At 53.5% G+C, this 19,447-nt stretch carries 18 protein-coding genes; 5 read left to right on the forward strand and 13 right to left on the reverse strand.

Features of this window, described 5'->3' with window-relative positions; translation table 11 throughout:
• The 8 genes from nadD to AAZR23_RS00335 form a co-directional block, all read right to left on the reverse strand.
• On the reverse strand, positions 1 to 657 hold the full coding sequence (gene nadD, locus AAZR23_RS00300; protein ID WP_434689814.1) for a nicotinate-nucleotide adenylyltransferase: 657 nt from the start codon (positions 655 to 657) through the stop codon (positions 1 to 3).
• Positions 638 to 1,681, reverse strand: a complete 1,044-nt coding sequence (holA, locus tag AAZR23_RS00305) for a DNA polymerase III subunit delta (protein ID WP_052926254.1) — start codon at positions 1,679 to 1,681, stop codon at positions 638 to 640. Before holA ends, nadD begins: the two co-directional genes overlap by 20 nt.
• Positions 1,678 to 2,232: an LPS assembly lipoprotein LptE gene (gene lptE / locus AAZR23_RS00310; protein ID WP_107680533.1), complete on the reverse strand. Its 555-nt coding sequence runs from the start codon at positions 2,230 to 2,232 to the stop codon at positions 1,678 to 1,680. Before lptE ends, holA begins: the two co-directional genes overlap by 4 nt.
• Positions 2,233 to 2,245: 13 nt before the next feature.
• Positions 2,246 to 4,828, reverse strand: coding sequence for a leucine--tRNA ligase (gene leuS, locus AAZR23_RS00315; RefSeq protein ID WP_218427668.1), 2,583 nt, complete (start codon positions 4,826 to 4,828; stop codon positions 2,246 to 2,248).
• 216 nt (positions 4,829 to 5,044) lie between these two features.
• Positions 5,045 to 5,770, reverse strand: a complete 726-nt coding sequence (locus AAZR23_RS00320; RefSeq protein WP_166707217.1) for an amino acid ABC transporter ATP-binding protein — start codon at positions 5,768 to 5,770, stop codon at positions 5,045 to 5,047.
• Positions 5,767 to 6,444 (reverse strand): glutamate/aspartate ABC transporter permease GltK, encoded by a 678-nt coding sequence (gltK, locus tag AAZR23_RS00325; RefSeq protein WP_046893679.1) that lies wholly within the window; start codon positions 6,442 to 6,444, stop codon positions 5,767 to 5,769. Before gltK ends, AAZR23_RS00320 begins: the two co-directional genes overlap by 4 nt.
• Positions 6,444 to 7,181, reverse strand: coding sequence for an amino acid ABC transporter permease (locus AAZR23_RS00330; RefSeq protein WP_046893680.1), 738 nt, complete (start codon positions 7,179 to 7,181; stop codon positions 6,444 to 6,446). Before AAZR23_RS00330 ends, gltK begins: the two co-directional genes overlap by 1 nt.
• Positions 7,182 to 7,379: 198 nt before the next feature.
• Complete coding sequence (locus tag AAZR23_RS00335) at positions 7,380 to 8,282, reverse strand: glutamate/aspartate ABC transporter substrate-binding protein (RefSeq protein ID WP_166707218.1); 903 nt, start codon at positions 8,280 to 8,282, stop codon at positions 7,380 to 7,382.
• A gap of 423 nt (positions 8,283 to 8,705) precedes the next feature.
• Here AAZR23_RS00335 and AAZR23_RS00340 point away from each other — a divergent pair, with 423 nt between their 5' ends.
• The 4 genes from AAZR23_RS00340 to AAZR23_RS00355 are packed head-to-tail and all read left to right on the forward strand — an operon-like array spanning position 8,706 to position 12,390.
• Positions 8,706 to 9,074 (forward strand): hypothetical protein, encoded by a 369-nt coding sequence (locus tag AAZR23_RS00340; protein WP_046893682.1) that lies wholly within the window; start codon positions 8,706 to 8,708, stop codon positions 9,072 to 9,074.
• Between the two features lie 57 nt (positions 9,075 to 9,131).
• Complete coding sequence (locus AAZR23_RS00345) at positions 9,132 to 11,168, forward strand: protein-disulfide reductase DsbD family protein (protein WP_434689818.1); 2,037 nt, start codon at positions 9,132 to 9,134, stop codon at positions 11,166 to 11,168.
• On the forward strand, positions 11,165 to 11,893 hold the full coding sequence (locus AAZR23_RS00350; protein WP_434689821.1) for a DsbA family protein: 729 nt from the start codon (positions 11,165 to 11,167) through the stop codon (positions 11,891 to 11,893). The genes AAZR23_RS00345 and AAZR23_RS00350 overlap by 4 nt, the downstream gene beginning before the upstream one ends.
• The gene (locus AAZR23_RS00355) at positions 11,893 to 12,390 is read left to right on the forward strand and encodes a protein disulfide oxidoreductase (RefSeq protein ID WP_046893684.1); all 498 of its coding nucleotides are present in this window, start codon (positions 11,893 to 11,895) and stop codon (positions 12,388 to 12,390) included. Before AAZR23_RS00350 ends, AAZR23_RS00355 begins: the two co-directional genes overlap by 1 nt.
• 72 nt (positions 12,391 to 12,462) lie before the next feature.
• On the opposite strand, the gene lnt is transcribed toward AAZR23_RS00355, so the two are convergent.
• The 5 genes from lnt to miaB all read right to left on the reverse strand — a co-directional run bounded on the left by lnt (position 12,463) and on the right by miaB (position 18,011).
• Entirely contained in the window at positions 12,463 to 14,016 is a 1,554-nt protein-coding gene (lnt, locus tag AAZR23_RS00360; protein ID WP_166707220.1) for an apolipoprotein N-acyltransferase, read from the reverse strand.
• Positions 14,013 to 14,903 carry a CNNM family magnesium/cobalt transport protein CorC gene (gene corC / locus AAZR23_RS00365; RefSeq protein WP_004235612.1) on the reverse strand — a complete coding sequence of 297 codons (891 nt, stop codon included), beginning with the start codon at positions 14,901 to 14,903 and terminating at the stop codon, positions 14,013 to 14,015. Before corC ends, lnt begins: the two co-directional genes overlap by 4 nt.
• A gap of 70 nt (positions 14,904 to 14,973) precedes the next feature.
• On the reverse strand, positions 14,974 to 15,441 hold the full coding sequence (ybeY, locus tag AAZR23_RS00370; protein WP_434689825.1) for an rRNA maturation RNase YbeY: 468 nt from the start codon (positions 15,439 to 15,441) through the stop codon (positions 14,974 to 14,976).
• Complete coding sequence (locus tag AAZR23_RS00375; protein WP_046893687.1) at positions 15,434 to 16,516, reverse strand: PhoH family protein; 1,083 nt, start codon at positions 16,514 to 16,516, stop codon at positions 15,434 to 15,436. The genes ybeY and AAZR23_RS00375 overlap by 8 nt, the downstream gene beginning before the upstream one ends.
• Positions 16,517 to 16,571: 55 nt before the next feature.
• Positions 16,572 to 18,011: a tRNA (N6-isopentenyl adenosine(37)-C2)-methylthiotransferase MiaB gene (gene miaB / locus AAZR23_RS00380; RefSeq protein ID WP_218427677.1), complete on the reverse strand. Its 1,440-nt coding sequence runs from the start codon at positions 18,009 to 18,011 to the stop codon at positions 16,572 to 16,574.
• A gap of 204 nt (positions 18,012 to 18,215) precedes the next feature.
• Between miaB and ubiF the strand changes: the two genes are divergently transcribed.
• Positions 18,216 to 19,397 (forward strand): 3-demethoxyubiquinol 3-hydroxylase, encoded by a 1,182-nt coding sequence (gene ubiF / locus AAZR23_RS00385; protein ID WP_434689829.1) that lies wholly within the window; start codon positions 18,216 to 18,218, stop codon positions 19,395 to 19,397.
• Positions 19,398 to 19,447 lie beyond the last annotated feature (50 nt).

Raw genomic sequence — 19,447 nt, forward strand, 5'->3', positions numbered from 1 at the left:
TCAGCGGTAAAGTCCCTGTTCCAGAATATAGTCCTGAACGGCGGGCGCCAGCTGATCACGACAGTCTTCGCCGTTTTTCAGCCGTTCACGGATATTGGTGGCGGAAATCGGAAACAGGGGTGTATCAGCCAGGAAAATATAGCCGGACGGTCTTTTGTGAAGGCTGTCCGGTGTGGTGATCAGGTGCTGAACAAACCAGTCAGCGAGACGTTCAGACGGAAAATCCAGGGTGTACCCCGGCCGTTTGCAGACCAGTATATGGCACAGGGTCAGAATCTTGTCCCATTCATGCCAGGTATCAATCGACAGCAGAGAATCCTGACCAATGATAAAGGCCAGCGGCCGCCGCGAACCAATTTCTGACCGGTACTGACGCAGTGTTTCCACGGTATAGGAGAGTGCGTCACGGTGCAGTTCGCGGTCATCCACCCGGAACAGCAGATCACCGTTAACAGCCAGTTGTGCCATCATCAGCCGCTGTTGTGCATTCGCTTTTGGCTGCGGGCGGTGCGGCGGGACATTATTCGGCAGTAAAATAACCTGTTCCAGACCGGCTTCCGCCGCCATGGCTTTCACGGTATTGATGTGCGCCTGGTGGATCGGGTCAAATGTGCCGCCGTACAGCGCCAGAATCCGGTTATCCGCGTTGTTCGTCATAGAGGATCTGTCCTGTCTGTGCTTTACCGCTCAGAAGCAGTGTCAGTGTCAGTAATTCATCACTGACGGATTGTCCGTAATCCTGCTTGAGACGGATTTCAATACGGGTGATCAGGGATATCGCCACCTGCAGGGTATGCGCATCAAGGCGCCCCAGGGCATCTGTTATCATTCCCCTGCGGTTCTGCCAGATACGGTGCTTGTCAAACAGTGTGCGCAGCGGCTGATGACGGCTTTCCCGCTGTAACGTCAGCAGTTGCATCACTTCGCGCTGTGCGGTGCGCAGCAGGATCACCGGCTCGTTATCCTCAGCCAGAAGCTGAGTCAGAATATGACAGGCGCGCTTACTTTTCCCTGCCAGCAGGGCGTCCACCCAGTGATACGGGGTAAAATGTGCCGCATCATTAACGGCCGCTTCCACGCGGGGCAGGGTGAGTTTTCCGTCCGGATAAATCAGGGCAAGGCGGGATAAAGCCTGTGACAGCGCCAGCAGATTGCCCTCGTAGCAATAGCAGAGCAGGCGGACAGCCTGTTCATCCGGCTGAAGCTGTAACAGTGCGGCCCGGGCGGTGACCCATTGCGGCAACCGGTTCAGATCCGGCGTCATACAGGCGATATACACGCCATCCTGTGCCAGCGCTTTAAACCAGGCGCTGTTTTCCTGGGCTTTGGTCAGTTTATGACCGCGCAGGATCAGCAGAATATCAGGATGCAGTAATCCGGCGAGCCGGAGAAGCTGTTCGCCCATTGCGGCGTTGGGACCGTTTTCCGGCAGATACAGCGAGAGTGTCTGCCGTCCGGCAAACAGACTGAGTGACCGGCAGACAGAAAAAATCGCATCCCAGTCAGTATGTTGTTCAAGTGAAAAGGTAAAGTGCTCGTCAAATCCCTGTTCCTGCGCCGCATGGCGGATGGCATCCCGGGATTCCTGGAGTAATAAGGGTTCGTTCCCCCAGAGGAGGTAACGTTCACGCAGCCCCGAACGGAGCTGCGTGATGAGTTGCTCTGGTGAAACTTTTATCATGCCTTCGGTGCGACAATCTCAGCCGCTTCGGCATTTTCAGCCTGCTTATGCTGTTCTGAAGGCTGGATAATCAGCAGTTTACGGACCAGACGGGCTGCCGCCTGTTCACGCATTTCCTGGCGGACCATATCTTTTTCCGCATCTTTTGCCAGTGCTTCCAGCGGGTTATCAAAGAATGAGCGCTCAACGCGGACATTGATCGGATACACCGAACCGTTCGGCATAATCACCTGGGCATTCAGGAAATAAACCAGTTCTTTTTCAGCCGCTTTACCGTCCTGGAAAATGGATACCGTCTCTTCCTTACCTTCGGAAGAACCGGTGATTTTCAGTACCGGGACGGAGGCATCACCGCTCTCAATAATCTGTACGTTATTCAGCTGCAGTTGCTGACGGATAGCACGGGTCTGTTCGCCATACGGATCGCCGGTACTGATCTGCATTTTCTGCAGTTCAGGCGGAATTTGTGTGGTGCCGCGCAGATGGAAGCCGCAGCCTGCGGTGACCAGCACCGCAAGCCCGAGCAACAGCGTGATAATGCGATGTCGCACGATATCTCCTTAATTAACCGACGACCAGGTTCAGTAATTTACCCGGCACATAAATAACTTTGCGAACGCTCACACCTTCGAGGTATTTCGCGACATTCGCTTCTTCTGACGCCAGCGCCATGACCGCATCCTGTTCCGCATCTGCGGCAACCGTAATACGGCCGCGGACTTTACCGTTGATCTGGATAACAATCAGTTTGGTATCGTCAACCATTGCTTCTTCACTGGCGACCGGCCACTGTGCATCATCCACATCGGTTTCATGACCCAGTGCTTTCCACAGGGTGAAACCGGCGTGAGGGATAATCGGGGACAGCATACGGATAACGGCATCCAGTGCTTCCTGCATCAGTGCGCGATCCTGTTCTGTTTCCTGAGGTGCACGCTGTAACTCGTTGAGCAGTTCCATAATCGCGGCGATGGCGGTGTTGAACTGCTTACGGCGGCCGGCATCATCGCTGACTTTGGCAATCGTTTTGTGCAGGGAACGGCGCAGATCTTTTTGTGCCGGCGTCAGGCTGCTGATATCCAGCGGTGCGGTTTTGCCTTTCTGAACATGCTCATACACCAGACGCCATACACGGCGGATAAAGCGGTTTGCACCTTCCACGCCGGATTCCTGCCATTCCAGGGTCAGTTCCGGTGGTGCCGCAAACATCATAAACAGACGAACGGTATCCGCGCCGTATTTTTCCACCATAATCTGCGGATCAACGCCGTTGTTCTTCGATTTTGACATTTTGCTCATGCCGGTGTGAACCAGCTCACGGCCTTCTTTATCTGTTGCCTTGATGATACGGTTTTTATCATCACGCTCAAGAATGGCTTCTTCCGGGGAAACCCACACGCGGTGACCATCGGTATCGGTGTAGTAGAAAGAATCGGCCAGTACCATACCCTGACACAGCAGATTTTTTGCCGGCTCATTTGAGTTCACCAGGCCTGCATCACGCATCAGTTTGTGGAAGAAGCGGAAATACATCAGGTGCATAATGGCGTGTTCGATACCGCCGATATACTGATCGACCGGCAGCCAGTAGTTGGCCGCAGCCGGGTCCAGCATGCCTTTGTCGTAGTCCGGGCAGCAGTAGCGCGCATAATACCAGGAGGATTCCATAAAGGTATCGAAGGTATCGGTTTCACGCAGGGCAGGTTGTCCGTTGATGGTGGTTTTTGCCCACTCCGGATCGGCTTTAATCGGGCTGGTGATACCGTCCATGACCACATCTTCCGGCAGGATAACCGGTAACTGATCTTCCGGAACCGGTACCACGGTGCCGTCTTCCAGGGTTGCCATCGGGATCGGTGCGCCCCAGTAACGCTGACGGGAAACACCCCAGTCGCGCAGACGGTAATTCACTTTGCGTTCGCCAACGCCGAGTGCCACCAGTTTGTCAGCAATGGCATTGAAACCGGCGGTATAATCCAGTCCGTCGAACTCACCGGAATTGAACAGTGTATTTTTGCCGGTCATTGCCGCTTCACTGATATCCGGCTCAGAACCGTCTTCATTCAGAATGACAGGTTTGATCGGTAAATCGTATTTGGTGGCAAATTCCCAGTCACGCTGGTCGTGTGCCGGAACTGCCATAACAGCACCGGTGCCGTATTCCATCAGAACGAAGTTGGCAGCCCAGACCTGGATTTTTTCGCCGGTCAGCGGGTGAATAGCAAACATTCCCGTTGCCACGCCTTTTTTCTCCATCGTGGCCATTTCAGCTTCTGCCACTTTGGTGTTACGGCACTCATCGATAAAGGTTTTCAGCTCAGGATTGTTCTGTGCCGCCTGCTGTGCCAGCGGATGACCCGCCGCCACTGCCAGATAAGTAACACCCATAAAGGTATCCGGGCGGGTGGTGTAGACACTCAGTTTTTCGGTGCTGTCAGCAACATCAAAGGTGATTTCCACACCCTCGGAACGGCCGATCCAGTTGCGCTGCATGGTTTTGACCTGCTCCGGCCAGTCTTCCAGCGTATCGAGGTCATTGAGCAGCTCTTCGGCATAAGCGGTGATTTTGATAAACCATTGCGGGATCTCTTTGCGCTCAACCGGGGTATCACAACGCCAGCAGCAGCCATCGATAACCTGCTCGTTCGCGAGAACGGTCAGGTCATGCGGACACCAGTTCACTGCGGAGGTTTTTTTATACGCCAGACCTTTTTCATACAGTTTGGTGAAGAACCACTGTTCCCAGCGGTAATATTCCGGCGTACAGGTGGTGACTTCGCGATCCCAGTCGTACGCGAAACCCAGCTTTTTCAGCTGCTGTTTCATGTATTCGATATTGGCATAGGTCCACGGTGCCGGTGCGGTGTTGTTTTTCACCGCCGCGCCTTCCGCAGGCAGACCGAACGCATCCCAGCCGATTGGCTGTAAGACGTTTTTACCCAGCATACGCTGGTAACGTGACATCACATCACCCAGGGTGTAGTTACGCACGTGGCCCATGTGTAGTCGTCCTGAAGGGTATGGCAGCATAGACAGGCAGTAGTATTTTTCTTTACTGTTATCTTCAGTCACTTTAAATGTTTGTTTTTCCTGCCAGTGACTCTGGACTTGTTGCTCTATGTCTTCGGGACGATATTGTTCTTGCATGGCACCGGTATTCCTGTGGTGATGAACTGCCGGACACGGACTGACGACCAGACCGGACGGACAGCATAATAATATATGGTTTTGTTAATATCTGACCCGTAAGCATAGCCGATATGCCCCTGAGGGAACAACAGTTAAGGTCGTAAAGGGATGAAAAAAGCAGGGGAATGATAAAGAGAAGAAGAAAGGCCGGTCTGTAACCGGCCGGTCAGAACATCAGTGCAGAATTTTGGCCAGAAAATCTTTGGCGCGATCGGATTTCGGATTGGCAAAGAAATCCTCTTTTTTACTGTCCTCGATGATTTTTCCTTCGTCCATGAAAATCACGCGATCGGCCACTTTACGGGCAAAGCCCATTTCGTGGGTCACCACCATCATCGTCATGCCTTCGTGTGCCAGTTCAACCATAACATCCAGCACTTCGTTGATCATTTCCGGGTCGAGGGCAGAGGTCGGTTCGTCGAACAGCATCGCGACAGGATCCATACACAGGGCGCGGGCGATAGCCACACGCTGCTGCTGTCCGCCGGATAACTGGGACGGAAACTTATCCGCGTGGCCGGATAATCCCACCCGCTCCAGCAGTTTCAGTCCCTTTTCTCTGGCGGCGGTTTTACTGCGGCCCAGCACTTTTACCTGTGCCAGAGTCAGGTTTTCCACGATGGAGAGGTGCGGAAACAGCTCAAAGTGCTGGAATACCATGCCGACTTTAGAGCGCAGTTTTGCCAGATCGGTACGTTTATTATTCACCTGTATATCATTGACGAAAATTTCGCCTTCCTGTACCGGTTCCAGGCCGTTAACGGTTTTTATCAGTGTGGATTTACCGGAGCCGGACGGGCCGCACACCACAACCACTTCCCCTTTTTTGACGTCGGTCGAGCAGTCGGTTAAGACACGGAACTGACCGTACCATTTGGAGATATTTTTCAGGGAGATCATGACACAGTCCTTCTCTTGAGATAATTAACCAGCATTGACGCCGCAAAGCTGATAACAAAATAAACCGCACCCGCAAACAGCACCATCTCGATTTGCGTTCCGTCGCGCTCGCCGATATTGCTGGCGGTGCGGAAGAAATCGGTCAGGCTGAGCACATACACCAGCGAGGTATCCTGGAACAGGACAATACCCTGGGTCAGCAGCAGCGGGATCATCGCGCGGAATGCCTGCGGCAGAACCACCAGACGCATGGTCTGCATTTTGGTCATACCCAGGGCGAGTGAGGCGGATGTTTGTCCCCGTGACACACTCTGGATACCGGCGCGGATAATTTCAGCATAATACGCAGCTTCAAACAGGGAAAACGCTACCATAGCTGAGATCAGACGGATATCTGTTTTTGGTGATATACCAAGAACATTTTGGACTAAGTTAGGCACAATCAGATAAAACCACAACAGCACCATCACCAGCGGAACGGAACGGAAGGCGTTCACATAGAGTGCAGCCAGCCAGCTCACGATTTTGATGGATGACAGACGCATCATCGCCAGAATGGTACCCCACAGGATGCCGATAACAATCGCCGTAATGGTGATTTTCGCCGTAATAACCAGTCCGTCTAACAGAAACGGCATGCCCGGCATCACCGAACTCCAGTCAAATTCATACATCAGCGGCCTCCTGTCCCGGGCAGACGCACCCGTTTTTCCAGTAAATGCATGGCCAGCATAATAATGACGTTAATGCCGACATAAGCGAGGGTTATCGCTGTAAAGGACTCATAGGCTCTGGCGGAATAATCCAGCAATTTACCGGCCTGAGCGGCCATATCGACCAGCCCGATGGTGGAGGCAATCGCGGAGTTTTTCACCAGGTTGAGCATTTCGGATGTCATCGGCGGAATAATCACGCGGTAAGCATTCGGCAACAGGACATAACGGTAAGTCTGCGGCAGTGTCAGCCCCATCGCCAGCCCGGCCGCTTTCTGGCCGCGCGGCAGTGACTGAATGGCGGCACGAACCTGTTCGGTCATACGGGCTGCGGTAAACAGTCCCAGACAGAGGGTGGAGGAAATAAAGAACTGGATATTCGGGTCGAGATCCATTTTAAACCAGTCGCGCAGAGACGGCGGCAGGAATTCAGGGATCACCAGATACCAGGTGAAAAACTGGACGATCAGCGGCACATTACGGAAAATTTCCACATAAATGGTGCCGAGAGAGGAAAGAAATTTATTCGGCACCGTACGGAGGATACCGAACAGAGATCCCACCAGAAAGGCGATAATCCAGGCACAGATTGACAGCATTACCGTGACCTTCAGGCCGGACAGAATCCAGCCGAGGTAAGTGGTGTTGCCGAAGGGGGCGGGCTGAAAAAATATCCCCCAGTCCCAGTTAGCTGACATAGCGCGGCTCCCGGTAAAAGAACGAACTCCCTGTATAAGACGGATAACCAGTGGTTACCGGACAGATAGAGTATTTACATGCTGCGGACTGCGGCTTATCGTCCGCGCCCGCGTCAGTGGTGAACGCGGGCGCGGCGGTCTTAGTTATATCCTCAGTCCGGGCGGCGCAGCCTGTCCGGCTGTCAGCCGCCGCAGAGGTTATTCAAAGGCTTTGTCGTTCGGTGCTTTGAACAGGCCTTTCATTTCACCGGACAATTCAAAGTTCAGGTTGAGGTTCTTAGGCGGAATCGGCTGTTTGAACCAGCGGTTATAGGATTCTTCAGCGTCACCGGAGGTTTGTGCATCAGAAACTGTTTTATCGATCAGGGCTTTAAACTGCGGATCATCTTTGCGCAGCATACAACCGTAGGCTTCTTCGGATTGCGGTGTGCCGACGATCACCCAGTTATCCGGTTTTTTCGCTTTGGCGCGTTCACCGGCCAGCAGGGCATCATCCATCATAAAGGCGACAGCACGGCCGGACTCCAGAGTACGGAAGGCATCCCCGTGATCTTTGGCGCTGATAATGCGCATCTTCATCTGCTTCTCATCATTGAGTTTGTTGAGCAGCATTTCAGAGGTGGTACCCGAAGTAACCACTACGTTTTTCCCGGCGAGATCGGCAAAGTCTTTAACACCGGAATCTTTACCGGTCAGCAGACGGGTACCGACCACAAAAATGGTGTTGGAGAAGGCTGCCTGCTGCTGGCGGGCGAGATTGTTGGTGGTGGAGCCGCACTCAAAATCGAAAGTGCCGTTCTGTAACAGCGGGATACGGTTCTGAGAAGTGACCGGGATCAGCTTGACCTGTAAATCCGGCTTGTTCAGCGTCTTTTTCACGGCATCAACAATATGGTTGGAGTAATCCTGGGAATACCCGACCACGTTTTGCTGGTTATCATAATAAGAGAAAGGGACGGAGGACTCGCGGTGACCGACGATAATCACGCCGTTATCATTGATTTTTTTCAGTGTACCGGTCAGCTCTTCAGCAGAAACTGCCGCACTGGCAAGCGCGGCTCCGGTGACCAGTACAGACAAAACTAACTTGCGCATAAACAACTCCTTTTCGGGAACGGTATAAGGACGTGTGTTGCTCTTGTGTTTGTATTGTTAAAAATAGAACACTATTGTTAATAAATGGAAGTTAATTTGTTTTAAATCGGGAGATCCCTCTCACTCTGTCCGATAAAGATGTGCAAGTTACACGTGAAACGCGCATTCACATTAAATCAGGGTATTTTGGTGTGGTGTAGTTTTATATGCTGGTTTTTATTGTTTTATTAACCTGTTAATAGTGTTTTTTACTGTCAGGTGAGGGGCTTTTACGGCAGTGAAATGCAGTCGTGCCATAATCTGCGGTTGTAACAATCCGGCTGTACCGTGTTAACATTTTATTCCGGCTGACTGTGTAAAGTTATGGTTATCCGGTTGTCTGAAATCACAGGCTGTGTAAGATAGGCGGTAACTATCGGGGAGCGGGCTATGCTGAAGCAACGCAGGCAGGGTTATCTGCTGCTGTTTTTCACATTCTTCTTTATCATGTTGTGTCTGACACAACGGATGTCTGGTGCACCGCGCATCAGTCTGAGCACGTCTGCTGATCTTATCACCCCGGCGTCGTTCAGTGATACGGAAACCGGGAGTACTCAGCCCGGCAGCACCTGTGATATCAGCGCCAAATCGCTGAGTACGGTGCCGCAGTTTCCGGCCGAACCTCTCTTTTTCGCTCTTCTTTTCTTCGTCATGACGGCGGTTATTGTCCCTGTTCGTTACCGTTCGCGCTCATGGCGTCAGCATATCCCGCCGATGCGGCTGCGCAGGCATCTCCATTTTTGTGTCATGAGGGATTAGCAACCGGCAATCTTTATATTGTCGGGTTTTTTGCTTAATTCGGAGATGAAAAATATTATGCGTTTTGTATTAACAGCGTTTGTGCTGTTTTTGTCCGCGCTGACTTCTGTGCATGCAGCTGATACCGGCTGGACTGAGATGCCGCACAATGATCATGCCCGTGTCAGAGTCACATCAGATCAATGGCAGGACGGAAAGTTACGTCTGCTGCTGGCTGTTGAATTACAACCGGGCTGGAAAACCTACTGGCAGTCACCGGGGGAAGGGGGCGTTGCGCCTGAACTGACATGGCAGGAAAAAACGGCTGCCACACAGTGGTTCTGGCCCGCACCTCAGCGTTTTGACGTCGCAGGGCTTTCCACCCAGGGTTACGGCGGCAGTGTGGTATTTCCGCTGGAAGTCACTGCGGATCAGGCACTGCCGTTACTCAGCGGAACGCTGACCTTATCCACATGCAGTAATGTCTGTATCCTGACCGATTATCCGGTCTCACTGGACACCTCAGAACCGGCACCGGACGATTTTGACCGGCAGTATGCGATGGCCATGCAGCAGGTTCCGCAGACCGGCGGTGATATCACCATCGGCAGCAGCCGTGTGAACGGCGGAACACTGACAATGGCGCTGCACCGTCCGGGAGGCTGGCAGCAGCCGCAGTTGTTCTTTAATGCCGATAAGGAAACCATTTTTGCCGCCCCGTCATTTACCCTTTCCGGCGATAACCTCACGGCTACCGTTAACGTAACGGATGACTGGGGGGAAGTGCCGTCCGATCTGAACGGAAAACCGCTGTCAGTAGTGGTAACTGACGGCCCGGCGGCACAGGCACTGACAACAGTGATCGGCAGCGGTCCGGATATCGCCGCGACATCCGGCAGTGATACATCCTTTATTATGCTGTTGCTGTTTGCCCTGATCGGCGGACTCATCCTCAATGTTATGCCGTGTGTTCTGCCGGTGCTGGCCATGAAACTCGGCGCTGTGCTGTATGTGGAAAACCGCGAACGGCGGATGATCCGCACACAGTTTCTGGTTTCCTCCTCCGGTATTATGGTCTCTTTCTGGATCCTCGCGGCACTGGTGTCGGTACTGCGTCTGACACAAAGTGCTGTCGGCTGGGGAATTCAGTTCCAGAATCCGTGGTTCCTCGGTTTTATGGTGGTGGTGACATTACTGTTCAGCGCCAATTTATTCGGTGTCTTTTCCATCCGCCTGAGCAGTAACGCAACCACAAAACTGGCGACTGCAGGCGGTAAAGGAATGCGCGGCCACTTTATGGAAGGTATGTTCGCCACCCTGCTGGCGACGCCCTGTACCGCACCGTTTCTCGGTACGGCGGTCGCATTTGCCCTGGTGGCGCCGTATTCTCAGTTGTGGATGATATTTACCGCACTGGGGATCGGAATGAGCCTGCCGTGGCTGCTGATTGCCGCGTTTCCGGGGATCGCAAAAGCACTGCCGAAGCCCGGCCGCTGGATGAACGGCCTGCGTCTGGTACTGGGTGCCATGATGTTTATTACGGCGCTGTGGCTGATTAGTCTGCTTATCCCGCACACCGGGCCGGAAACGGCTGCGGTGATGGTGGGGGTTGTGCTGCTGGTATTGGCGCTGCTGGCTTTCCGCCGCGCCGGCATTAAGCGGGGCGCAGCTGCACTGGTGGCGCTGCTGATAGCGGGTGGTGTCTGGGCCGGTATCAATATGACGGATGACCGGCAGCAGAGCCTGGTCAGTGATCAGGTGGAGTGGCAGCCACTGACGGAAGAGGCGGTGACCACCGCACTTTCGCAGGGGAAACGGGTCTTTGTGGACGTAACCGCTGAATGGTGTGTGACCTGCAAAGCAAACAAATACAATGTATTATTACGCGATGATGTTCAGGATGCCCTCCGTGAACCGGATGTTGTCGCACTGCGCGGGGACTGGACAAAACCGTCGCCGGATATTAATGCGTTTTTACAAAAGCGCGGGCATCTGGCGGTACCGTTTAACCAGATTTACGGCCCTGCTTTACCTGAAGGTGAAATATTGTCACCATTACTGGATAAAGAAACTCTCTTACATCTGTTAAATCAGTCACAAGGAATTGAACCATGAAAAAAACACTCGCGGCTTTAATGATTGCTCCGCTTATCTTTACAGCCACAGTTCACGCGGCCGCTCTCACCGCTGACCAGGAAGCGCAGGTGCGCGTATTGGTTCGTGACACGCTGGTTAAAAACCCGGAAATTCTGGAAGAGGCGATTATGGCGCTTCAGCAGAAACAGACCGAAAAACAGAGCGCACAGATGAAAGATGCCGTGAAAGCCAATGCTGACGCGCTGTTCAATGATAAATATACACCGCGTATCGGCTCAAAATCGCCGAAACTGACCATTGTGTCTTTCACCGATTATAACTGTCCGTACTGCAAACGTTTTGATCCGCAGCTGGAAGCAGTGGTGAAAAAATATCCTGACGTGGCGGTTGTCTTCAAACTGCTGCCGTTCAAAGGGGAAAGCTCCCTGAACGCCAGCCGCGCGGCACTCTCTGTATGGGAAACCAAGCCGGAAGCCTTTGCACCACTGCACAGCCGTCTGATGCAGAAGAAAACCGCACTGACTCAGGATGATATCAACAGCGCGCTGAAAACTGCGAAAGCGGATGATGTGAAAGTCACTGACAACAGTATGAATACCATGCGTATGAATATGATGCTGGCAGAGCAATTAGGTGTTCAGGGAACCCCTGCTACGCTGATTGGTGATGTGATGCTGCCGGGTGCCGTGGATGATGCACAGCTGGAATCTGTCATTAAGGAACAGCTGGCTAAGGTTAAATAATGCGGTTACTGCGCAGATGGGGAAAGGAATTTCTCCTGCTGCTGGTGATTTTATTTATTGCGTCACAGGCGATGGACTACTGGCGCAAACCGGAGGCACCGGATTTAAACACGGTGCCTTCACTGACACTGACTGACGGCACACCGGTGTCCATTGCGCAGATGAGTGCGGAAAAACCGTTACTGGTCTACTTCTGGGCATCCTGGTGCGGGATCTGCAAACTGACCTCGCCATCAGTCAGCGATCTGTCTGAGTCCGGTTACAATGTGGTGACGGTTGCTATCCGCTCCGGTGACGATGACCGGCTGGCGAAAGGGATGGCGGCAAAAGGTTACCATTTTCCGGTGATTAACGACCCGGATGGGCGTATCTCACAGCTCTGGGGTGTGAATGTCACGCCAACCTTTGTGATTTATCACAAAGGGGAGATAGTCAGCTACACCAGCGGCTGGACCAGCCAGTTGGGTATGATGGCCCGGTTGTGGCTGGCGAAATAATCCGTCTGAAATGAAAAATCCCGCCGGTGAGTAATCACGGCGGGATTTTTTTATCTGCGTAAGTGCTTCGTATCAGCGAAAATGCAAACCGCGCTCGGTGGTCTTTCTGCGTTTTATCAGTGCCAGACCGAGGAAGATAACGGTGGCACCCCAGACCGGCCATGTTCCCATGCGGTAATACGGTGTAAAACCGGATGCCGAGGTAATGGTGGCACTCAGAGTGGCCTGTGTGAACTGCGGTAACTGCGCGGTGACTGAACCGTCCGGCGCAATAATCGCGGTGATGCCGTTATTGGTGGCGCGCAGCAGCGGGCGTCCCAGCTCCAGCGCACGCATCCGTGCCATCTGGAAATGCTGCCACGGACCGATGGAACGGCCGAACCAGGCATCATTGGAGGCGGTCAGCAGTACGCCGGTTTTATCGGTCATATTGCGGCGTACCTGCTCACCCAGGATCACTTCATAGCAGATCTCGGCGGTCAGCGTCATTTTTCCGGCGGTCAGCGGTGGCTGGACATAATCCCCGCGGCTGAAAGCGGACATCGGCAGATTAAAGAACGGCGCCAGCGGGCGCAGCAAATCTGCCAGCGGGACAAATTCCCCGAACGGCACTAAGTGATGTTTGTAATAGCGGTTTTTGTCCCGGCTGTCGTATTCGCTCTTATTACCCAGCACAATCAGTGTGTTGTAAACATCGTATTCTTTGCCGTCTGCTTTAGGAACGGCATCCACCACACCGGTAATAAGCTGTGCACCGCTGAGTGTCAGCAGGCCGTTGAGCTGATCCAGGAACGCGGACTGACTGGCGGCAAAATCAGGAATGGCAGATTCAGGCCAGATAATCAGCGTGTCAGGGCGGAAGTAAGGACGGCTCTCCTGAAGATAGATACCCAGCGTTTTATCCAGCATGCCCGGTTCCCATTTCAGGGACTGCGCGATATTTCCCTGCACCAGTGCGACCTGAGTCGGGTCATTATTCATCTGATACCATTGGTAGTTACGTGCAAGCCACGGCGCAAACAACAGCACCAGTGCGGGAACCAGCGGCCAGGCTCGGCGTCGTGAGAGCGTCAGGGCAATCAGGCCGCTTATCACCATCAGCAGGAAAGTGATGGCATTGACGCCCAGGAGCGGTGCGAGTGCACGCATCGGGCCGTCAATCTGAGTGTAGCCGAACTCCAGCCACGGGAAGCCGGTCAGCACCCAGCCGCGTAAAAATTCAGTGAGCTGCCAGAGTGCCGGAGCGGCAATCACCAGACGCCAGACGGTGGCATGCGGAAAGCATTTGGCCAGCAGACCGGCAAACAGCATCGGATAGAGCGCCAGATAGGCAGCCAGCAATACGACAAGAAACAGGTTGGCAACTTCCGGCATACCGCCGAAATCCGCGATACTGACATATACCCAGTTTACGCCGCTGCCGAATAACCCCAGCCCCCAGGCGAAACCGATAGCACATGCCTGTTTGCCGGTCCGGTTCAGTGTCAGCAGCAGCAGCGCTGTGAGCGCGGGCAGCGCGAAAAACCAGAGATCAAAAGGCGAAAAGGCCAGCGTTCCGCCGGCCCCGAAAATCAGTGCCAGCAGCAGACGCGGCCACTGGCGTAAACCCTGAGGTGATTTCATCATGTCAGATTATCTTCATCCAAAGACGGGATAGGAGCATCGTCCGGAATCTTAACATGTAACTGGATAATTTTACGACTGTCCGCCATCGCAACTTTGAACTGATAGTTGTCAATCTCAATGGTTTCACCCCGGGTCGGCAGATGGCCGAAGGCCTGCATCACCAGCCCGCCGACAGTATCCACCTCTTCATCGCTGAAGCGGGTGCCGAATGCGTCGTTAAAATCTTCTATCTGGGTGAGGGCGCGGACAGAATAGGAGTGCAGACTGAGCTGACGGATATCCACGTCATCCTCATCATCATATTCATCCTCAATTTCACCGACGATTAATTCCAGAATGTCTTCGATAGTGACAAGTCCGGATACGCCGCCGAATTCATCGATCACAATCGCCATGTGGTAGCGCTGGGAGCGGAACTCTTTAAGCAGACGGTCAACACGCTTACTTTCCGGCACAACAACCGCCTGGCGCAGGACTTTATCAATACTGAACTCTTCGGAATCACTGCGCATAAACGGCAGTAAATCTTTTGCCATCAGCAGGCCTTCAATGTGATCTTTATCTTCGCTGATCACCGGAAAGCGGGAGTGGGCAGAGTCAATAATGACATCCAGGCACTCGTCGAGTGTCTGATTGCGCTTGAGTGTCACAATTTGTGACCGCGGGATCATGATGTCACGGACACGCTGATCGGAAATATCCATCACCCCTTCGAGCATGTCGCGGGTGTCAGGATCGATCAGTGCATTTTGTTCGGAATCACGGATAACCTCAACGAGGTCTTCACGGCTTTTTGGCTCGCCGTGGAACAGTTGCTGGCGCAGCAGAGAAAAGAAACCCTTTTTCTGGTTCGGTGTATCACTACCCGATGGATGGTCGTCGCTCATGGCGGTTTTTTTACATTCCCCGATTTAATGAAAGATGCCGTATTATGTAGCATAAAAACGGCATCGCTGACTACGCTTTTTCTGTGATATACGGATCAGAATAGCCTAATTTTTTTAAGATTTCCGTTTCAAGACCTTCCATTTCTTCCGCTTCATCGTCTTCGATGTGGTCATAACCCAGCAAATGCAGGCATCCGTGGACAACCATGTGTGCCCAGTGCTCCTCTTCGGTTTTTTCCTGTTCGGCGGCTTCGCGTTCCACCACCTGGCGGCAGATAATCAAATCACCCAGCAGCGGCAGTTCAATTTCCGGCGGTGCTTCGAACGGGAAAGAGAGCACGTTGGTCGGTTTGTCCATGCCGCGGTAAGTCAGATTCAGCTCATGGCTTTCTGCTTCATCCACCAGGCGGATAGTCACTTCACTCTCTTCCTGAAACATCGGCAGCACGCCGTCAATCCAGCGCTGAAACTGTGCCTCAGAAGGCAGATTGTTTGTGTTTTCACAGACGATTTGTAAATCAAGAACCGGATTACTCATGGGATTGTTCCTGCTGCGCCTGCGCACGTTCGGCATCACGCTGCTGCTTCAGCATTTGTTTGCGTTTCTGTTCTGCGGCTTCCCACGCTTCATAGGCAATCACCACTTTTGCCACGATAGGATGCCGTACCACATCTTCACTGTGGAAGAAGTTAAAGCTCAGCTCCGGTACATCCGCCAGCACCTCAATGGCGTGACGCAGACCGGATTTGTTGCCGTTCGGCAGGTCGATCTGGGTGATATCCCCGGTGATGACCGCTTTGGAGTTGAAACCGATACGGGTCAGAAACATTTTCATCTGTTCGATGGTGGTGTTCTGGCTTTCATCGAGAATGATAAAGGCGTCGTTCAGTGTCCGGCCGCGCATATAGGCCAGCGGTGCGACTTCAATCACGTTGCGCTCAATCAGCTTTTCCACTTTCTCAAAGCCGAGCATTTCAAACAGCGCGTCATACAGCGGACGCAGATACGGATCGACTTTCTGGCTGAGATCGCCGGGCAGGAATCCGAGCTTCTCACCGGCCTCAACGGCAGGGCGGGTCAGCAGAATGCGGCGGATTTCCTGACGCTCCAGGGCATCAACAGCGGCAGCCACGGCCAGATAGGTCTTCCCGGTCCCGGCAGGGCCGATACCAAAGGTGATATCGTGATCGAGAATGTGGGCGATATACTGCGCCTGGTTTGGCGTACGCGGTTTAACCACACCACGTTTGGTTTTGATATTGACGGACTTGCCGTAATCCGGCACATGTTCGTCGCTCTGTTCCAGAACACGGCTCTCTGCCACGGCGAGGTGAACTTGTTCCGGGTCGATATCGCGGATCACGCCGCGTACCGGTGCGGTTTCCACATAGAGCTGGCGCAGGATCGCCGCTGCGGCTTTGACACAGTGCGGTTTGCCGGTCAGCCGGAAGCGGTTGTCGCGGCGGCTGATTTCGGTGCCGAGGCGGCGCTCGAGCAGTTTGATGTTATCGTCGAAGGGACCGCAGAGGCTTTGCAGACGCTGATTTTCGGCGGGTTCGAGGAAAATTTCCTGTGTTGCTACCTGTGAAGGTGATGTATAGGTTTCTGTCACTGAATCTCTCTGTGTATGCTCACGCGCAGAGAGATCTGCGCGTGACGGGTTTTAGTTAGTGTACGGTTGGCTGGTAGATGCCGACACCCAGTTCGTCTTCTTTACGGGTGCGGGCAATGACGGATTCCGGGGTTTCGTGAACACGCAGGTTCATCCGATCTTCTGTCCGGATCACGCTGCCGCGCAGTGAGTTGGTATAGACATCGGTAATTTCGACATCCACAAACTTGCCGATCATGTCCGGGGTGCCCTCAAAGTTCACCACGCGGTTATTTTCGGTGCGTCCGGATAACTCCATAACGTCTTTGCGGGACGGGCCCTCTACCAGAATGCGCTGAGTGGTGCCGAGCATCTGACGGCTGTAGCTCATCGCCTGCTGGTTAATCCGCTGCTGTAACAGGTACAGGCGCTGTTTTTTCTCGTCTTCGGTCACGTCATCCGGCAGGTCAGCCGCCGGGGTTCCCGGACGCGGGGAGTAGATAAAACTGAAGCTCATATCGAAATTCACATCGGCAATCAGCTGCATGGTTTTTTCGAAGTCGTCATTGGTTTCTCCCGGGAAGCCGACGATAAAGTCAGAGCTTATCAGGATATCCGGACGTGCTTTGCGCAGTTTGCGGATAATGGATTTGTATTCCAGCGCGGTATGAGCACGCTTCATCTGGGTCAGAATACGGTCTGAGCCGCTCTGTACCGGCAGGTGCAGGAAGCTGACCAGTTCCGGGGTATCTTCATAAACAGCGATAATATCATCGGTGAATTCAATCGGGTGGCTGGTGGTGAAGCGGATGCGGTCGATACCGTCAATGGCGGCCACCAGACGGATCAGCTCGGCAAAACTGCAGATGCTGCCGTCAAACGCCGGGCCGCGGTAAGCATTCACGTTCTGGCCGAGCAGGTTCACTTCACGCACGCCCTGAGCGGCTAACTGTGCGATTTCAAACAGCACATCATCACACGGACGGCTGACTTCCTCACCACGGGTATACGGCACCACGCAGAACGTACAGTATTTATTGCAGCCTTCCATGATGGAGACAAAGGCGGACGGGCCTTCTGCACGCGGTTCCGGCAGGCGGTCAAATTTCTCGATTTCCGGGAAGCTGATGTCCACAATCGGGCTGCGGTCGCCCCGGAGTTTGTTAATCATCTCCGGCAGGCGGTGCAGTGTCTGCGGGCCGAAGACAATGTCCACGGCTGGTGCGCGGCGGCGGATAAAATCCCCTTCCTGGGAGGCCACACAGCCCCCGACACCGATAATAATGTCCGGATTCACATCCTTGAGGTTTTTCCAGCGGCCGAGCTGGTGAAAGACTTTTTCCTGCGCTTTTTCACGGATAGAACAGGTATTAAGCAGGAGAATATCGGCTTCATCGGCATTGTCTGTTAAAGTGTAGCCGTGGGTGCTTTCCAGCAGGTCAGCCATTTTGGATGAATCGTACTCATTCATCTGACAGCCCCAGGTTTTTATGTACAGTTTTTTACTCGTCGACATTTTCTCAATCCGCTGTTTTCAGTGAAACAATACCCGCAACACGGAAAAGCATTGTGTGTATTCAATCAGTTTTTGATGTAACCAATGGTCGATATTGTAGTCATTTGACACACCAGTGACCAGACCCGGCAGCACGGATCTTCACCTTTCCCGGTGAATTTACGGCAATTGAACAAAAAATCAACGTATTAGAATAGGTATGTCATGGATAACCCGTTAACACATTCTGAAGTCACCGTTATCGGCGGGGGAATGATTGGTGCAGCCACCGCCCTGGGACTGGCTCAGGCCGGTTTCCGCGTCACGGTGGCCGAATTACAGGCACCGGCACCGTTCGATGCTCAGAGCCGCCCTGATGTGCGGATTTCCGCTGTCAGCCGCGCATCTGTTGAGTTACTGGATAGCCTCGGTGTGTGGGAGCGTGTCCGTGAAATGCGCTGTGTGCCGTACCGCACACTGGAAACGTATGAGGAACCGGGCTCGGAAGTGACCTTTACCGCAGACAGCCTCGGGTTACCTGAGCTGGGGTATATGGTGGAAAACCCGGTACTGCAACGGGCATTATGGGAAAAAATCACGGCTCATGAGCTGATCACCTGTCTGTGTCCGGCACGGTTGCAGACTATGATAAAAGGTGACGGGGAGTGGTTACTGTCGTTTGATAACGGTGATGTGATAAAAACCCGGCTGGTGATCGGCGCGGACGGTGCGAAATCACAGGTCAGAACTCTGGCCGGTATCGGCAGCCGCGGCTGGCAGTATCGCCAGTCCTGTATGCTGATCACCGTGGATACCGGACGTGAACAGCAGGATATCACCTGGCAGCAGTTTTTCCCGTCCGGCCCGCGTGCGTTTCTGCCGTTGTTTGATTCTTATGCTTCGCTGGTCTGGTATGACTCACCGGCGCGGATACGCCAGCTCAGTAAACTGCCGCCTGAACAGCTGAAAACGGAAATCTGTACGTCATTCCCTGAACGTCTCGGCGATGTCACGCCACTTGCCTGCGGCTCTTTCCCGCTGGTGCGGCATCATGCCGCACACTATGTGCAGGACGGGCTGGCACTGATCGGCGATGCGGCGCATACCATCAATCCGCTGGCCGGGCAGGGGGTAAACCTCGGTTACCGCGATGCGGATACATTACTGAATACCCTGATTGCAGCGCGTGAGTGCTGTGAGGACTGGGGCAGCGAATCCGTTCTTAAACGGTATGAGCGCCGCCGTCGTCCGGATAACCTGCTGATGCAGGCCGGGATGGATGCCTTTTATCTGACCTTCAGTAATACTCTGCCTGTGTTACAGCCGCTGCGTAATCTGGCGCTGACAGTGGCACAACGTGCAACACCGCTGAAAAAGCTGGCGCTGAAATATGCACTGGGAGTTTGATTGCTGATTCAGGCAGGGCGGGAGATTCTCTTCGGCTCCCGGGGATGGCG

The sequence above is a fragment of the Morganella sp. Je.2.23 genome, assembly GCF_051129855.1.
In the GTDB taxonomy this organism is placed as follows: Bacteria; Pseudomonadota; Gammaproteobacteria; order Enterobacterales; family Enterobacteriaceae; genus Morganella; species Morganella sibonii.

Bases quoted from the DNA above. Each gene is read 5' to 3' on its own strand.
- nadD (WP_434689814.1), bottom strand. From the start codon at position 657: ATGACGAACAACGCGGATAACCGGATTCTGGCGCTGTACGGCGGCACA.
- holA (WP_052926254.1), bottom strand. From the start codon at position 1,681: ATGATAAAAGTTTCACCAGAGCAACTCATCACGCAGCTCCGTTCGGGG.
- leuS (WP_218427668.1), bottom strand. From the start codon at position 4,828: ATGCAAGAACAATATCGTCCCGAAGACATAGAGCAACAAGTCCAGAGT.
- AAZR23_RS00320 (WP_166707217.1), bottom strand. From the start codon at position 5,770: ATGATCTCCCTGAAAAATATCTCCAAATGGTACGGTCAGTTCCGTGTC.
- gltK (WP_046893679.1), bottom strand. From the start codon at position 6,444: ATGTATGAATTTGACTGGAGTTCGGTGATGCCGGGCATGCCGTTTCTG.
- AAZR23_RS00330 (WP_046893680.1), bottom strand. From the start codon at position 7,181: ATGTCAGCTAACTGGGACTGGGGGATATTTTTTCAGCCCGCCCCCTTC.
- AAZR23_RS00340 (WP_046893682.1), top strand. From the start codon at position 8,706: ATGCTGAAGCAACGCAGGCAGGGTTATCTGCTGCTGTTTTTCACATTC.
- AAZR23_RS00345 (WP_434689818.1), top strand. From the start codon at position 9,132: ATGCGTTTTGTATTAACAGCGTTTGTGCTGTTTTTGTCCGCGCTGACT.
- AAZR23_RS00350 (WP_434689821.1), top strand. From the start codon at position 11,165: ATGAAAAAAACACTCGCGGCTTTAATGATTGCTCCGCTTATCTTTACA.
- AAZR23_RS00355 (WP_046893684.1), top strand. From the start codon at position 11,893: ATGCGGTTACTGCGCAGATGGGGAAAGGAATTTCTCCTGCTGCTGGTG.
- lnt (WP_166707220.1), bottom strand. From the start codon at position 14,016: ATGATGAAATCACCTCAGGGTTTACGCCAGTGGCCGCGTCTGCTGCTG.
- corC (WP_004235612.1), bottom strand. From the start codon at position 14,903: ATGAGCGACGACCATCCATCGGGTAGTGATACACCGAACCAGAAAAAG.
- ybeY (WP_434689825.1), bottom strand. From the start codon at position 15,441: ATGAGTAATCCGGTTCTTGATTTACAAATCGTCTGTGAAAACACAAAC.
- miaB (WP_218427677.1), bottom strand. From the start codon at position 18,011: ATGTCGACGAGTAAAAAACTGTACATAAAAACCTGGGGCTGTCAGATG.
- ubiF (WP_434689829.1), top strand. From the start codon at position 18,216: ATGGATAACCCGTTAACACATTCTGAAGTCACCGTTATCGGCGGGGGA.